This window comes from Streptomyces sp. NPDC001204, from assembly GCF_053598035.1.
On sequence record NZ_JBSFJL010000022.1, the window covers coordinates 87,958 to 103,323 of the forward strand.

General features: G+C 69.3%; 16 protein-coding genes. All 16 read right to left on the minus strand.

Features of this window, described 5'->3' with window-relative positions; translation table 11 throughout:
• Positions 1-19: 19 nt before the first annotated feature.
• A complete protein-coding gene (locus ACWC91_RS27180; protein ID WP_390876862.1) occupies positions 20-676 on the minus strand; it encodes a histidine phosphatase family protein in 657 nt (218 codons plus the stop codon).
• Positions 673-1,434, minus strand: a complete 762-nt coding sequence (locus ACWC91_RS27185; protein WP_390876863.1) for a phosphotransferase — start codon at positions 1,432-1,434, stop codon at positions 673-675. Before ACWC91_RS27185 ends, ACWC91_RS27180 begins: the two co-directional genes overlap by 4 nt.
• The gene (locus ACWC91_RS27190) at positions 1,431-2,276 is read right to left on the minus strand and encodes a class I SAM-dependent methyltransferase (protein WP_390876864.1); all 846 of its coding nucleotides are present in this window, start codon (positions 2,274-2,276) and stop codon (positions 1,431-1,433) included. The genes ACWC91_RS27185 and ACWC91_RS27190 overlap by 4 nt, the downstream gene beginning before the upstream one ends.
• Positions 2,277-2,307: 31 nt before the next feature.
• Positions 2,308-2,820, minus strand: a complete 513-nt coding sequence (locus tag ACWC91_RS27195) for a P-loop NTPase family protein (RefSeq protein ID WP_390876865.1) — start codon at positions 2,818-2,820, stop codon at positions 2,308-2,310.
• 96 nt (positions 2,821-2,916) lie between these two features.
• Positions 2,917-3,966 carry a glycosyltransferase family protein gene (locus ACWC91_RS27200; RefSeq protein WP_390876866.1) on the minus strand — a complete coding sequence of 350 codons (1,050 nt, stop codon included), beginning with the start codon at positions 3,964-3,966 and terminating at the stop codon, positions 2,917-2,919.
• Positions 3,963-5,678, minus strand: a complete 1,716-nt coding sequence (locus ACWC91_RS27205) for a carbamoyltransferase family protein (protein WP_390876867.1) — start codon at positions 5,676-5,678, stop codon at positions 3,963-3,965. Before ACWC91_RS27205 ends, ACWC91_RS27200 begins: the two co-directional genes overlap by 4 nt.
• Before the next feature lie 8 nt (positions 5,679-5,686).
• On the minus strand, positions 5,687-6,643 hold the full coding sequence (locus ACWC91_RS27210; RefSeq protein ID WP_390876868.1) for a thymidylate synthase: 957 nt from the start codon (positions 6,641-6,643) through the stop codon (positions 5,687-5,689).
• On the minus strand, positions 6,640-8,487 hold the full coding sequence (locus tag ACWC91_RS27215) for a hypothetical protein (RefSeq protein ID WP_390876869.1): 1,848 nt from the start codon (positions 8,485-8,487) through the stop codon (positions 6,640-6,642). The genes ACWC91_RS27210 and ACWC91_RS27215 overlap by 4 nt, the downstream gene beginning before the upstream one ends.
• Positions 8,484-9,179: an HAD family hydrolase gene (locus tag ACWC91_RS27220; protein ID WP_390876870.1), complete on the minus strand. Its 696-nt coding sequence runs from the start codon at positions 9,177-9,179 to the stop codon at positions 8,484-8,486. Before ACWC91_RS27220 ends, ACWC91_RS27215 begins: the two co-directional genes overlap by 4 nt.
• A 246-nt stretch (positions 9,180-9,425) precedes the next feature.
• The gene (locus ACWC91_RS27225; RefSeq protein ID WP_390876871.1) at positions 9,426-9,869 is read right to left on the minus strand and encodes a DUF6082 family protein; all 444 of its coding nucleotides are present in this window, start codon (positions 9,867-9,869) and stop codon (positions 9,426-9,428) included.
• 184 nt (positions 9,870-10,053) lie between these two features.
• Positions 10,054-11,286 (minus strand): cytochrome P450 family protein, encoded by a 1,233-nt coding sequence (locus ACWC91_RS27230; RefSeq protein ID WP_390876872.1) that lies wholly within the window; start codon positions 11,284-11,286, stop codon positions 10,054-10,056.
• A gap of 13 nt (positions 11,287-11,299) precedes the next feature.
• Positions 11,300-12,508: a cytochrome P450 gene (locus ACWC91_RS27235; protein ID WP_390876873.1), complete on the minus strand. Its 1,209-nt coding sequence runs from the start codon at positions 12,506-12,508 to the stop codon at positions 11,300-11,302.
• Positions 12,505-13,128: a GTP-binding protein gene (locus tag ACWC91_RS27240; RefSeq protein WP_390876874.1), complete on the minus strand. Its 624-nt coding sequence runs from the start codon at positions 13,126-13,128 to the stop codon at positions 12,505-12,507. The genes ACWC91_RS27235 and ACWC91_RS27240 overlap by 4 nt, the downstream gene beginning before the upstream one ends.
• Positions 13,106-13,459 carry a DUF742 domain-containing protein gene (locus ACWC91_RS27245; protein ID WP_384439400.1) on the minus strand — a complete coding sequence of 118 codons (354 nt, stop codon included), beginning with the start codon at positions 13,457-13,459 and terminating at the stop codon, positions 13,106-13,108. Before ACWC91_RS27245 ends, ACWC91_RS27240 begins: the two co-directional genes overlap by 23 nt.
• Positions 13,456-13,884 carry a roadblock/LC7 domain-containing protein gene (locus ACWC91_RS27250; RefSeq protein WP_361416045.1) on the minus strand — a complete coding sequence of 143 codons (429 nt, stop codon included), beginning with the start codon at positions 13,882-13,884 and terminating at the stop codon, positions 13,456-13,458. The genes ACWC91_RS27245 and ACWC91_RS27250 overlap by 4 nt, the downstream gene beginning before the upstream one ends.
• Before the next feature lie 2 nt (positions 13,885-13,886).
• Positions 13,887-15,236 carry a histidine kinase gene (locus tag ACWC91_RS27255; protein WP_390876875.1) on the minus strand — a complete coding sequence of 450 codons (1,350 nt, stop codon included), beginning with the start codon at positions 15,234-15,236 and terminating at the stop codon, positions 13,887-13,889.
• Positions 15,237-15,366: the final 130 nt, after the last annotated feature.

Here is a 15,366-nt window from a genome sequence, read left to right on the forward strand (position 1 = left end):
GGGTCGTCCGACATTGTGATCACGTGGACGCCTCCGGTGCGAGGAGGGCAAGGTGCTCGGTGTCGTTGTGTCGGTCCAGCATCCAGCGGGTCTGGTTCAGCCGGTTGCGTTGGTGCTGCCAGCGGGTGATGGAGGCATGGTTGACCGTGAAGCCTGAGGGGGAGCCGATGGGGATGCCCAGGAGCAGGGTGTGGGCGGTGATCACGGTCTCGCCGTGGGAGGCGAACACGACGCGTTGCCCCTTGTGCTGGTCGATGAGTTCGCGCAGGAGGCGGCCGGCGCGTTCGAGGTAGCCGTTCCATGTTTCGGAGCCGGCGGCCCACGGGGTGTTTGGGTGTGCGTGCGGGCCGCCGTCGGCGGCGGTCTTCACCGTGGACCAGGGCTTTCCGTCGGCATTGCCGTGGACGGGGCCGTCGAGACGGTCATCGGTGTACATGGGTATGTGGAGGGTCTGACTGATGATCTCGCCGGTCTGGATCAGGCGGATACGCGGGCCGGTGTAGACGACGTCGAAGGGCTGCTTTTGGTGCTCGGCAGCCAGGCGGCGTGCCGCCTGCTCGACCTGGGCGTACCCGAGGTCGGTCAGCCCGGTGCAGGTGCGGGGGCCTCCGACGAGGCCGTCGGCATTGCACTGGGCCTGGCCGTGCCGCACGAAGACGAGTTCAGTTGTGATCACGAGGTTCCTCGGGAACGGAGGTGGGCGGGCCAGCTGTAGCGGTAGCCGTTCCGGCCGATGTAGGGGGCGGTGAGGACGGCGTGCAGGGCCAGGAAGTCGTCGAGGCGTTCGCGGTCCGTGGTGCCGAGCCGGGTGTCGTGGCTCTGGGCGGCCTCGTTGTAGGCCGCCAGGGCGGTGTCGATCGCATCGCGGGGCAGGGCCCCGTGCGTCAGCAGGAGAGCCGCGATCAGTTTCGCGAGGTCGTACCCCATCGGCGCGAGCGTGAGATCGTCAATGTCGACCGTGACGATGTCGTCGGCCTCGGTGACGATGAAGTTCCTCGGGTTGCTGTCCTTGTAGAAGGAGGAGGGCCCCTCGGCGCTCTTTTCCAGCAACTCCAACATCGCCCGCAGGCCGGCCTTGCCGGGCAGGTGCCCTTGCTCCAGCCGTCGTCGAAGAGCCACTTGGCGGGGACGGAGGTAGTCCTCGAACACCGTGCCGTCCTGGAAACGGTGAGGGGTGCGCAACACGGCGAGGGCCAGGTCGCTGGTCCAGGCAGCTCCGTGTGCGTCGCCCAGCAGTGCGGCCACGCGGGGCAGGTCCTCCGGACCGGCCGGGCGGCCCTCGACCCGCTCGAACGTCAGGCTGAGGGGACCTATGACGCTGAGGCCCGGCTGCCGTAGCGGCTTCGCGTGTTGGGCGATCCACCTGTAGTGGCGGACGGCCGCAGCGGTGCGTTCCGGCGTCGCGTAGTGCTTGGTGAACGGAAGGCGGGTCATGCCGGACCTCCCTTCGGCCGGGCGACGACGAAGGTGATGAGGGACCGCGTGGTGAGCGGCTGGTCCGGGAGGAACTCGTGCAGGGGCGCGGCCAGTGCTCCGGGATTGCCGTACAGGCCGGGCGGCAGGTCATATTTCGGGTTGGTGGCCAGGTACTGCGCCAGGTGGTCGTGGCCGCCGAAGGTGAAGGCGTGTTCCTCGTCCTGTACGGCGACCACGTCGAGTGAGGAGGTGGCCAGGTCGGTGAGGTTGCCGCTGTGCGCGGCGGCGTAGAGGCTCTCGTGCCTGTCGGCCCGCGCATCGAGGCCGGAGGAAGCGACCAGCTGGTCCATCTCGCGGTAGCTGTCGAGTCCCTTCGTGACGAGTACGGCCAGACCACCGGGAGCGAGAACCCGGGCGATCTGCGCGATGACCTCCTGTGGCCGCGGCGAGTGATACAGGCAGAACGCGGCGACAGCGACGTCGCACGACTTGGCGAGCAGGGGGATTTCGTGGAAGTCCCCCTCGATGAAGTGCACCGGGGTGCGGGGCAGCTTCTGGGTGCGTTCGCGGGCCTGCGCGAGCAGGGAGAGGGAGGCATCCAGGCCGACGACGCGCCGCGGCCGGAGCTGTCTGCTGATGACCAGGCTGCTCGTGCCGCGACCGCAGCCGATGTCGAGTGCCAGGTTCAGGCGATCCGGCTGCGCATGGTGGGCCTGCACCAGGCTGACGATCGTTTCGGGCACGGGACGGCCGGATGTCTTCGCCCGCATCAGGGCACTGGTCCGCCCGGCCAGCCGCGAGGCGTGCCCGTATAGCTCCTGCTGTCGGGCGGGATCCAGGAACGGGTTGAGGTCGTTCATGCCGCGCCCTCCTTCCGGGGGCGCGGGGCGCTCAGGACTGCTCGGCGGTGACCTTCCGCAGCCAGCGGCGCATCTGCCGCCGGTTGGCCAGCAGTACCACGTCGGCACGGCCCGCGGCGAACTCCTCGATCTTGGCCATCACGCGGGGGCGCATCTTGCGGCGGTACGTCGCGACGTACTTGATCACGCCCCAGTGGATGCGGTTGTGCACCCCGTTGCCCTTGTGCCCGGCCCCGTGCCGGATCTGCCGGGAGAAGATCCCGTAGAGCGCGGCCATGGTCGACACGTCCATCAGGACCACCGTGTCGCAGGCTTCGAGCCGGATCTGCAGCGTCGAGTTGTAATTGCCGTCGATCACCCACCGCGGCTGCGAGACAAGCTCGCGCTGCAGGTCGGCGAACTTGTCCATGGGCAGCGTGTTCCACTCGTCGTCGTAAAACGCGGCGTCCAGGTGCGTCACCGGGGCGTCGAGGATCCTGCCCAGTTCGCGGGCCAGGTGCGATTTGCCGCTGCCTCCGCAGCCGACGATGGCGACCTTCTTCATGGTGCTCCAGCGTAGGGACGTTCGGGTGTCCGGCGGGACCGGCTGCCGGGACACGTTCGGATGATCCAGGCGTCACAGCCTGTGGAGTCGTCTGCATCAGGCGGCTCTCTGTTCGGCGGCCGGCTGGACGAGCCCGTGCAGCACGGTCTCCAGGGTGTCGACCTGCTTGCTCAGACGGAACAGGTCCAAGCGGTCCACGCAGGCGGCGATCAGGTCCGCGTGCTGCTGGGTGCCGGCGATTTCGCGGAGGTGGGAGAGCCGTTCGACCACGTCCCGGCCGGAACGCACGATCAGCTCGTTGGGCACGAACCGGTCGACGTAGCGGATGTCCGCCGGGGCCAGGGGCACGCACCCGGCGAGCACCGCCTCGAAGATGCGCTGCGTCATCTGTCCGACGACGGCGTACCGCTCGGGCAGCATGAGAACGGTGGCCAGGGACCGGCCGTAGATGCCGGCGGCGGCCTCGAACGGGATCCGGCCGAGGAAGCGTACGTGCGGCCAGCGGTCGGTCTTCGTCCACTTGCCGGCGACCAGGTGCTCGAAGCGGGCGGCGACCGGGGCGAAGAAGCGGTCGAAGGGCTCGTCGCGGTCGTACTGGTTGCCGACGTAGCTGAGCACGAGATCCCGGGGCTGTGCGGCGAGCGAGAGGGGGTCCGTCTTGGCGAGGAGGCGGTCGGCGACGGGGAAGAGCAGGCGGTGGGCGCCCGGTGTCGGTTCGAGAGCGGCCTCGCACACGGTGATGCGTGCCGTGCGGCGCCACACACTTTCGGCGCGCAGGGTGCGGTCCTTGTCCCAGATCACGGTGGGCGTCTGGCGCCGTACGGTGTACTGGTTGAGGAGCTGGGCTTGGCGGTGCAGGTCGCAGGTGTGCCCTTCGGTCCCACACACGGTCGTGTTGCGGCCGGTGATCGCCCAGCGCCATTCCAGGAACAGGACGTCGATCTCAGGACAGCCACTGTCGAAGATGTAGGCGCCGCCGAGGTCGTCCCCGGCTTCGCGCCGGTCGCGGTCGGCCTGCAGGAAGACGATGTCGTGCCCGTGGTCGAGGAGTGCGTCGATGAAGGGGCGGCGGTGGCTGCGGCCCCCGTCCGGGGTGTCGGTGATCCCGTTGCCGAGAAAGCCCCAGAAGCTGTATCCGATCTTCACTTGGTGATCCACCGCCCTTCGAGGAGCAGGGCGTCGAGCCCGGAGTTGGCCAGGCAGTCCAGGGCCATCTCCGGCGTCCCGCAGATCGGCTTGCCCTTGACGTTGAGGGAGGTGTTGATCAGCACGGGCACGCCGGTGCGGCGAGCGAAGGCAGTCAGCACCGCGTGCATGAACGGGTTCTGCGCCTTGGTGACGGTCTGGAGCCGGGAGGTGCCATTGGTGTGCACGATGGCCGGGATGTGCTCGCGCGCCTTGTCCGTCACGCCGGAGGCCATGGACATGTACGGCGCCTGCTGGCCGAGGGCGAAGAACTCCGAGGCTCGCTCGGCCAGGACCATGGGCGCGAAGGGTCGGAACGGCTCCCGATACTTCACGGTGGAGTTCAGCCGCTCGACGACGCCGGGCTCCAGGGGGGAGGCGAGGATCGAGCGGTTGCCCAGCGCGCGCGGGCCGGCCTCGACGGGGCCCTGGAAGAGACCGACGATCGTGCCGTGAGCCAGCTGGTCCGCGAGGAACTCTGCGGTCTCGATGCCCAGGCTCTTCTGGCGAAGGCCGGGCCAGGGCGTGAGGTCGAGGGGCTGGTCCTCGTAGGACGGGCCGAGGTAGCAGGAGCGGGCGACGCCGGCCACGGGTCGGCCGCGACTGTCGGTGTGCACGGCGAGGGCGGCACCGATCGCGGTGCCGGCGTCGCCGGGAGCGGGCGGTACGAAGACCTCGTCGAAGATGCCGGCCTCGATGATCCGGCCGATGCTCACGCAGTTCGTGGCGACACCGCCCCCTACGCACAGGCGACGAGAACCGGTGAGCATCCGAGCCCGGCGGGCCAAGCGCACCATCACCAACTCGGTGCGTTCCTGAAGGGCAGCCGCCAAGTCCCGGTGGACATCCGTCAGCGGCTCGCTCGGGTCCCGTTCGGAGCAGGTCTCGGCGACGAAGCGAAGGGATGTTCGCGGGTAACCCGAGGTCAACGCACGCGGGGGGAAATAGACGGGGTCGATGACGAAGCCCGTCGCCGTCGTGCGAACGGCCCGGGCGAACAGGCGGCGGAACCGGGCGGGGTCGCCGAGGGCGGCCAGCGCCATCACGGTGCCCTCCTCGTCGCCCCGGCGCCAGCCCAGGTGCTCCGTGACAGCGCCGTACACGTACCCCAGGGAGGCGGGATCGTTGATCGCCTCCAGGGTGTGGGTGCGGGGGCGGCGTGGGTCGTGGCCGCGGGCGATGGTGGTGGTCTGCCGCTCGCCGAGGCTGTCGACCACGAGCACGGCGGCCTCGCTCCAGCCCGAGGCAGCGAAGGCTGTCAGCTGGTGGGCACGGTGATGCAGGATCGGCGCGACACGGGCGGCAGGGAACTGCCGGCCGATGAGGCGGGTGCGCCGCTGGGTGCGCACGGCCACCTTGGCAAACCCGCAGGCTCTCGCCAGGGCCCGGTCGCGGGTCGCCGTGGAGAGCGCCAGGCGCAGGGCAGCGGGCGACTCCGCGAGGTAGCGGGCGGGCCGGAAGTTGTAGGCGACGGCATCCACGTCGGCGGCGGTGAGCTTGGCCCGGCCGAGGAGCCACTCGACCGCGCGGGTCGGGTAGTTCTTCGTGTGCTTCTGCCCGGAGAGGCGTTCCTCCTCAACGAAGCCGATCAGCTCACCCTCCACCAGCAGGGCTGCCGACGAGTCGTGAGTGTAGGAGCACAGGCCGAGGACGACCGAGGGGGTGCGCTTCATGGCGGTCGTCACCTCGCCCCGGCCGTCGCGGGCGTGGCAGAGCTGACGGCGCGTCGGTGCAGCTCGCCGTACCAGGCAGTGAGGGCCTGGCCGAGGGGCCCGTCGATCCCGTCCGCCACGCGCCACGCTTGCTCTCGCTGGCCGTCCTTCCACAGCCGATAGCTGCGCAGTGTCCTGGCCATCGTGTCCCAGCCGGGGTGGCCGGTCACGTCGCGGGCTGCGACCTGGTCGAGCAGGCCGTCGAAGCCCCTCCACGGTGTGGTCAGGTCGGGCATGACCTGACTCGCCGCGAGCGAGGTCAGCTGGTCGGCCTGGACGAGGTGGTTCTCGTACATGTGCAGCGACCCCACGTGCAGGTGGAACTCGCCCAGCTCCGCGTCGAGCCATCCAGCGACCAGCTCGTGCAGGACGGTGTAGAAGAACACGTCGTACGGCATGCCGATCCACACGTCCTGTCCGCGCATCGTGGTCGCCATGTGCAGGCGGCCGGCGCGCAGGTGGAAGCGGAAGCCGAGGGTGCAGGGCACGTCCTTGTGCCCGGCGGCGTCCCGGGCCGGGTCGTAGAGCTGGATCAGGGCCCGCCGGGAGTCGGGGTCCTCCTTCAGGATCTCCACGACACGGCCCAGCTGGTCCACCTTGCCGGCCCAGTTCCGCATCCTCGGCCCGTACGCCCCGCGCAGTACGCCGTCGTCGGCGTACTGCCGCAGCCGCGCGTTGTAGTCGAAGATCCACGCAGCGTCCGAGCCGGACAGGTGCCAGACGGTCTCAGCCACGGCGAAGGCCGGGTTCAGGATCCTGGCGGGGGGTGCGTAGAGCAGGCGGGCCCGTGGCTGGGTGAGCAGCATGTGGACGTCTCGGACTTCCCGGGTGGCCATGCCACGGGGGCTGACTTTCTCGCCGGACTTGGCCAGCGTGACGGCGCCGGAGAACAGCTCGCCCACGCTGCCGGCGGTCAGGTGCGTCATCGTGTAGGAGCTCCTTCGCCCTGCGCCAGCACGGAGTCCGTGCCGCGGGCATCGTGGTGGTTGTGGTCAAAGGGCGCGTCATGGTTTTCGGCCCGATGGGAGATGAGGCGGGCGACCTGGATGGCGCTGTCGCCGCGCCACCGGCACACCGCGTCCGCCGCCTGCGCCGAAGGCCGGGGCCAGTCGTGCAGCGTGGCGAGGGCTGTGGCGACCTCGTGTGCGCTGCTGCACCGCTGCGCGAGGCCGTGGCTGGCGAGGTCGAGCGTGCGTTTGCCCGGCGAGCCGATTTCGAGGACCGGCACGCCCAGCAGCGTCGCTTCGATGCCGCACGTCGAATAGGCGCTCACCACCGCATCGGCGCCGGCCAGGCAGCCGCGTGCACCGACCCGCGGATCAGCCACCACCACGGGCAGACTCCCCGCGCCCTGGAGAAGGGGAGCGAAGACGCCGTTGCTCTGCGCGGGATGTGGAGCGATGACCAGCCCCCAGTTGCCGCCGGCCGTGCGCAGACCGTCCAGGAGGAGGTCGGCCTGCTCGTTGAGCCGATCGGGCCGGAACGGCTGGCACGCCCAGACGGCGATGTGCGCGGGACCGTGCCGCGTGCCACGAGCCAGCAGTTTCTCCAAATACCGCCGCTGGACCTCATGGCCGAGGCCGGCCAGGGCATCGAAGCGGGGCTGGCCCAGGACGTGGATCTCGGCCTTCGGGTGACGCGCCCAGGCTCGTGCGAGCGGGACGTCACGTTCGCCCATGACGACGATGTCGCGGCTGTGGAGTGCGGGCCACGCGGCCGACTCCTTGGTCCACGCTCCGTGCTGGACGTGCACCGTGTTCATGCCGTGTCGCTCTGCCGCGTGAACGGCCAGTGCTCCGAGAGGACTTGTGTCGTTGCTGACCAGAACGGTGTGCGGCCGGACTGCGGCAAGGACCCCGTCGAGCCACGTCTCGGCCCGGACCACGGAGCGCCAGGACGGCTGGGTACACCCGGCGCTGGTCTCCAGCAACACGGACAACAGCCGGACAAGACGAGCCAGCCGAACGGTGTGGTCCCCGATCTCGACGACGTGCCCGTCATCCGGCAGTTGCAGCTCGTCCACCGTGCCCGAGAGGTGGAGAAGCCCAGTTGGAGCCGGGCACAGGCGTATGCGCTCGTTCCTTCCGGGCAGGCACCGCTGCTCCGGATCGGTCGTGAGGTCGACGAGCACGCTGGGGTGCCCCTCGCGCGCCAGCTCCGTGAGAACCGGCAGCAGGGTGGCGGCGTGGCGGGAGGACCACGACAGCGCCACGACGCCGCTCCGCGGCAACTCCGGGGATAGCAGGCTCGACTCCGTGGTCGCCACGTCGGCTGGCAGCAGGGCGCCCAACTGGGCTGTACGCGACGGGTTGTACGGCGCGGCGGCTCCGAGCAGGTAGGCGATACCCGACCAGGTGACCGTGTAGGCCCGATACTCCCGTGAACTGCTCGAACGTATCCCTACGAGCCCTTCATGTGGTGCCACGCCGACGGGGCCGGGTGCCGCCGCGAACGGCTCCCATGCGCTCAGGGCCAACAGCTTGCGCAGGACCTGCGAAACAAAGCGGCGGGCAGGCACGTGCTGCACATGGAGCCAGTCGGCACCCCCGGGCGTGCGCGGGCGAGTGCTGTACTTCTCCAGCGCGGACATGACGTCTCCGACGGGAGTGACGAGTTCCTGATCGTCGACCGGCAGGGCCTCCAGCTCCACCGTTCTGCTCCGCGTGGTCTGCACGCGATCGAAGCGGCTGGAGCCTACGAGCGCCCACATCGGCTGGCCCCCGTCGTCGACGCGAGCCAGGTTCAGATCGTCGCTTGGGGAGGTGTTCACACCAAGCTCCCTCGGACGTAGGGCTCGGACGAGCGCGCGTGGTGAAGAAGTCGGAGCAGGGCCTGCGGTGACTCGGCGACCTTTGGAGCGGGCGCGGTGGGCTGCCCGTACCCCCAGCAGGCGTGCACGTACGAGACACCAGCACGTGCTGCCGCTTCCTGGTCGACCGCCATGTCCCCGACGTACACGGCTGCTGCTGGATCGACCCCGAGGTCGACCAGAGCCAGGAGTATCGGGTCCGGTGCCGGCTTCGCCCGGCCCACTCCGGCCGGGGTACGAATGGTGGCAAAGGGGCATCCGAGCCGTGCGAGGAGCGGAGCGGCGCGGTCGAGGTGCTTGGACGTCACGACCCCCAGCAGCCAGTCGGCGGCCACGAAAGCGTGGAGCACTTCCACGACTCCGGGGAACTCGTGTGCCAGGTGCGCTGCGGCCATGGACGCGGTCTCATACGTCTGGCGGGCTGCGTCGATGTCGATGACCCCGAGCCGTTGCATGATGTCGCTGAACTCACGTCCCAACTGACGTTCGTACGCGGCGAACGGGATATCGAGACCGTGAGCCTTCTGGACCTCTTTCCACGCCTCCTTCATGACGGGACGGGTGTCGAGCAGCACACCGTCAAGGTCGAGAAGCAGAGCGCGTGGGGTCGCGAGGGTCTGGGGCGAGACTGGTCGGATTCTGTCCGATGACACGGCGGAATCTCCTGAGAGTGGTCATTTTTTGGGGCCTGCGAGGCAGCGGACGGCCTACATCACGGGCGACCTTCGTCCGTGGACATAGATGTGGTGGGGGAGGGCGAACAGTTGAATGGGCCGCCCGCAACTCAGGCATGGAGCGCGGCTGGAGCGCGCACAATGCCGTCTCCTCCGGGCTGGGGCTCGGGCCTTCCCGTGCACGGGCACGGAGGTCCTCACGGCCGGAAGGAGGAGGCTCCAGTCCTAGGAGGCGATGAGCTCCGCGTCATCGGTAGCAGCGGTGTACTCGTCGTCGAGCACCGCGTTGAACGACCGGTCAACGCGGTCCGCCGCCTCCTCCTCGCGGAAGGCGCCGAAGCGGGCCCAGTACGCCCGGCACCCGGGGCGCTGCATCACCGCGCGGGCCTGCACGCGCAGGGCGACCTTGTCGAGCAGCCCCACGCGGTACTTCGCCGACAGGAAGCTGATCACGCGGTTGGAGTGGACCAGCCGCGCGTACTCTTCGGCGGACATGCCGCCGGGCGCCCAGAGAGCCTGCTGCTCCGGGTGCGTCGCGATGTCGGAGAGCAAGCGCTGATGGATCTCCGCCGCGTGCATCGTGAGCCGCTGTCGGTGCCGGCGTTCGGCGAACCAGATCCCTGCGGCCCCCACTGCGGAGGCGACGAGGATGGCATGGGAGGTCTTCATCAGTTTCCTTTCGTTCCAGGTGCTGCCGTGGCCGACGCGGGACGCGCGCCCGTCCCTCGCCGGTTCGTCCGTCAGCACGGAGCAGCCTCTGGACGAGGTGTCAGGACCCAGACCGCGGGCCGGCTCCGGCAGAGCGGTGTGGTCGGGATGGTGGTCACGACGGTCTTCCAGGCCGAAGTGGTGATCAGCGGGCGTCCGGCCGCAGGTGTACGGGCAGGGTCAGGTGTCCGTTGCTGATCAGGGTGGGGAGCGGTCGCAGTGCGCCGGCGGGGACGGCGAGGCGGATCTCGGGGAAGCGGTCGAAGAGCATGCGCAGTGCGGTGGCGACCTCGAGGCGGGCGAGTGGGGCGCCGAGGCAGAAGTGCACGCCGTGGCCGAAGGCCAGGTGGTCCTTCGTGGGCCGGGTGACGTCGAAGCGGTCGGCGGACGCGCCGTGCCAGTCGGGGTGGCGGTTGGCGGCGGCGTAGGAGGCGAGGATCGCCTCGCCCGCGGCGATGGTCTGTCCGTCGGGCAGGGGGAGGTCGGTGAGGGCGTAGCGCAGGGGCAGGTGCTTGACGGCGGGTTCCTGCCGCAGGGTCTCCTCGACGACGTCGCTCCAGTCGGCCCGGCCGGCCCGGAGGTGGCCGAGCTGCTCGGGGTCGCTCAGCAGGGCGGTGATCGCCTGGTCGATGACGTTGACGGTGGTCTCGTACCCGGCGCTGATCATCAGCAGGAGCGTGTCGCGCAGCTCTTCGTCCGTGAAGCCGCCGCCGTCGCCCTCGTCGTCGCGGGCCGCGATGAGCAGGGAGGTCAGGTCGTCGCCGGGGGTGCGGCGCTTGGTGTCGATGAGTTGGTCCAGCTGCTCGTACAGGGTGGCGGTGTTGGCCTCGGCTTCGGCGGGGGTGAGGGTCGTGTCGAAGACGCCGTCGACGACCTGACGGAAGGCGTCGCGCTGGCTCTCGGGTACGCCCATCAGGTGGCCGATCACCGCGATGGGCAGCGGGTAGGCCAGGTGCTCGCGTAAGTCCACCGGTTTGTGCGGGGGCAGCGTGGCCAGGCGGTCGATGAGGGTGGTCGCCATGCGGTCGATGGCGTCCTTCATATTGGCGATTCGCCGGGCGCTGAAGGCTGGGGCGATCATGCGGCGCAACCGACGGTGGTCGGGGCCGTAGGCGGTGAACATGTTCTCCACCGCGATCCACAGGGCGAGGGGCCAGGTGGGGACGGTGTCGGTGAAGGCGGGCCAGTGGGCGCGGCCGTCTTTGGAGACCTGCGGGCTGGTCAGGAGCTGCTTGAGAAGGGCCGGATCGGTGACGGCCCATGCCTGGACGCCGAGGATGTCGACCCGTGCCGCCGAGCCTTGGGCGCGCAGGGCCCGGTGCTCGCCGTGGCGGTCGGATCCGGTGGGGTCGAGGATGAGTATCGGCTGCTCGGACATGAGTGTGAGCTCCTCAGTGTGCGGCGGGGAAGAGGACCGGAAGGGCTTCCAAGGCACGGTGGAAGGGGCCGGGCCGCCAACGCAGGTCAGCGGCGGGGACAGCAAGGTCTATCTCCGGGAAGGCGTCGAGGAGGTAGCTGATCGCGGTTTCGGCGATGAGGTAGGCGTGAGAGCGCGCAGGGCAGGTGTGGGGGCCGATGCTCCAGGCCAAGTGAGCGCGGTTACCGGCGACATCGGTCGAGCCGCGGGTAAGTTCCGGATCGTTGTTGCAGGCCGCCATGCTGATGACGACCGGCTGGTGGGCCGGGAGCAGGAAGCCGTCGATGTCCGTGGGATAAGGCGGATAGGTGATGCAGTAGTTCGCCAATGGGGGGTCGGTGTACAGGACGGTGTCGAGCGCGTCTCGCACCGCGGACCAACCTGCGTGCAGGCCGGCGGAAAAGTCCTCGTCGGTGAGGATCTTCAGACAGGTGTTGCTGATGAGGTTGGTCAGGGGTTCAATGCCGGCGCCATAGAAGGTAACGAGCTGGTGGGCCATCTCCTCGTTGCTCAGATGCGCGGGGTGGGCGAGGAGCCGTGAGGTGATGTCGTCGGCTGGACGGCCTTGGCGTAGGGCGACGAGTTCGGCGACGGCCTGGCCGAGGATCTGGTTGCCGCGAACGGCGTCGGTGACGTCAAAGACCTTCGCCATTCCGTCGGCGATGCGCGCTCCGATTTCGTCGGGACAGCCCAGCAGCGCGCTCAGCACCCGGAATGCGATGGGCCGGGCGTACTGGGTGAGCAGGTCTGCCCGGCCGACGGTGCGGAACTCCGCGGCAGCCCCAGCGGTGATCTTCTCCACGAGGGCACGCAGCTCGTGTTGGTCGACGGCATCGATGCTGGCGGTGTTGGCAGCCCGGTAGCGGGCGTGCTCGGCTCCACTGCTGCGCAGGGCGTTGGGTCGCCACTCCATCATCGGCCGGACCGGGCAGGAGGCCGGCACCTGCTGTTGCCAGATGCGTGGGTCGGCGGGAAAGCGCATCGGGTCATTGAGAATGCGACGGGCCTGGAGGTAGCCGATCACCAGCGTGGCCGGAATGCCAGGGGAGAGTTCAACGGGTACCAGGGCGCCGTGCATCTTCCGCATCCGCTCATAAGCGGCGTGCGGGTCGGCGGCGAAGCCTGGTTCATACAGGGCGATCCGGCCCGGCGGGGCCGGAGGCACGGGGCTGTTGGGGATCATCGCGTGGGCTCCAGAGGGATGGCTGCGCGGTGGGCCGTGAGGTATTCCGTGAGCGTGATCAGGGCGTACAGCGAGGAGGTACGGTCTCGTGCGTCGCACGTGGTCAGCGGCGTGAGCGGGTCCAGTGCGAGGGCTTGGCGAAGTTCTGCGGCCTCGTAGGCGGGAGCGTTAGGAAAAGCATTGACCGCGACCGCGTATGGGATGCCCTGGGCTTCCAGCAGGCTCAGTGCGCCGTGGCTGGCGTCGAGGTTGCGGGTGTCGGCCAGGACGAGGCAGCCGAGCGCGCCTTCGGCGAGGTCCTCCCACATGGGCTGGAAGCGGATCTGGCCGGGAAGGCCGAACAAGTAGAGGGCAAGGGCGCCGCCGGCCATGTGGATGCGGCCGAAGTCCATGCCCACGGTCGTCGTGGTCTTCTCCGGTGTGCCGCGCAGGTCATCGACTCCGACGCTGTCTTCAGTGATGGGTTCTTCCATCCGCAGCGGCTGGACCTCCGACACGCTGCCGATGAAGGTCGTCTTTCCGACCCCGAAGCCGCCCGCAACCACGATCTTGGCCGACTGCGTGACCGAGACCGGCACATAAGTGACGGCGGGCGGGTCAGACCAGTTCTCGCAGTCCATCAAGCACCTTCTGCAGGAGGTCGGTTTTGGGCTGGTCGGAATAGACGGCGGCTGGGCTGGCCAGGTGGCCGCTGTCCATGAGGGAGGAGACGAGGATCCGGACGGTGGAGGGCGGCAGTTGGAGAGCGGCGGCAATGTCTGCAACGGCCAACCCGCCGCGGCCGGGGGAGAACAGGCTCATCACTCGCCGGGTGTCAGGACCCAGATCGGTGGTGGGGCCGGTCGCGGCGATGACCACACTCTCCAGGTGCACAGCCCTGCCCGGGCGGATTTGCCCGCCCGTGCGGACGTAGGGCCTGACCATGTCCGGGTCATGCCGCGGTCCGGTCATGCCGCGGTGCCTCCGTCCGGCTGCGGTGCGGGCTTGCGGTCCTCGGTGCCGAGCTGCTTGCCAAGGCGCACCACGAGCTGCGCCATGTGGTGGCTGATCAGGCCGACGTCGACGTGGGGTCCCGTCGTGACGACCGACAGCATCGTGTTCCGTCCGGCCGCGGTCGTCAGGCCGATGTTCGTGACACTTTCGATCAGGTGCTGACGCACGCCCTGACCGCCGGTGAAATCGTCCCAAGCCCGCCCCGATGCCCGCAATGAGGCGGTCAGGGCGGCCAGCTTCTCACCATCGTCCTGGCTAATGGTCTTCGTGCGGGCCTTGAGCAGGCCGTCGCCGCTCATCAGCACGGCGTACCTGACGCCCTCCACGGAACCGAGCTGCTCGTCCAGCAGCCAGCCCAAGGCGTTCGAGCGCGTGTCCGACATGATTAACGTCCTTCGTTAGTGCTGGGAGTGTTGTGGTTGTCCCGGGCGCGGCGGGCGCCGTCCATCCAGGCGGCGGCAACCCCGGGGCTGCCCGGTCCCACCTCGAGGCCGGGATGCGCGGGGGAGGCGGTGACGGGGCGCGGAGTGCGCTGGCGGACGGTGAGCCCACTCGCCGTCGTGGAAGGTGTCGGCACCAGCGGCACGGCTTCCGGGGCAGGCGCCAGGCGTGCTGACGGCGTCGTCTGCGCGGGGGCCGGCTGAGGCGGCTTGGGCGTCGTCAACAGGGCCTGCGGCAGCACGATGACCGCACGGGTCCCGCCATACAGATTGGGTGCTGCCAATTCGATGCGGAAGCCGTACTGGTTGGCGAGGACGGACGCCACGCGCAGCCCCGTCTGGGGGTAAGCGCCCAGTTGGGTGATGTCGTCGCGCTGCTTGCCCGACATCACCTCGCGCGCCCAGGTCAGACGCTCGTCCTCCATCCGCAGCCCGGCGTCGTCCACGACCAGGAACGCCGCGTTCGCACCGTGCTCAAGGGAAACGTGCACCCGAGCGTTCGGCGGTGAGTACCGCAGCGCGTTGTCCAGCAACACCGCCAGGCTGTGGACAACCGCTTCCACGGCCCGACTTTCCACCGCGAGGAACTCCATGTCGGTGTGCTGGACGCGCTGATAGCCCTCGACCCGGCCCATGGCCGTACGCACGATGTCGGTCAGCGTGGTCACCGGCCAGCGACGGGAAAGCCTGTCGCCGCCCAGGACGGCGTACCCGGAGGCGGCGAGCAGCATCTGCTGGGCCAGGTGATCGATCTCGACCAGCGTCGCGTACGCCTCGTCCGACACATGGCGGCGCACGCCGGCACTGATCGTGCTGCTCAGCTTCGAGGCCCGCTGCACCGTGCTGGAAGCGAATCCCCGCACAGCTGCTCGGGCGACATCCACCGCCTCCTGCCGTAAATGGGCAATCTGACGCTCGGCTTCCAGTCGGACCTGCGTGACCTGCTGCATGCTGACGGCTTGGGCCTGCTGCCCCACCTGAACGATGACGGACTGGAGGTGATCAGCCATGGTGCCGAGTGCGCCTGCGAGCGGGGTGCCCACGAGCTGAGGTGGGAGGACGAAGTCGACACGGTGCTCCTGCCCGCTGTGCGCCGCAGTCGCGGCGGCTGGCAACACCGTGCTCGTCACGTATCCGACGCACTGCTCGGCCGCCCGCAGCTCCTGCGAGAGCCGTTCGGCACGCTCATGAAGACCGTCCGCACGACGCTGCTCGCGGCGGGCTTTGCGTCCGAAGTGCACCGCCGCAGCGAGGCCGGCGATCAAAGCAATAAGGATCAGTATCAGTTCGGTCATCAGGCCCTCGCGAGGATTGAGGAGACGGTTCCACCCACGACAGCGCTGATCCCGGCGGAGCCGATCGAGAAGCGCGAGCCCGCAGTGGCGGCAGGGGTCGGGAGTGGCGACGCACCCAGCCGGTGAGCAG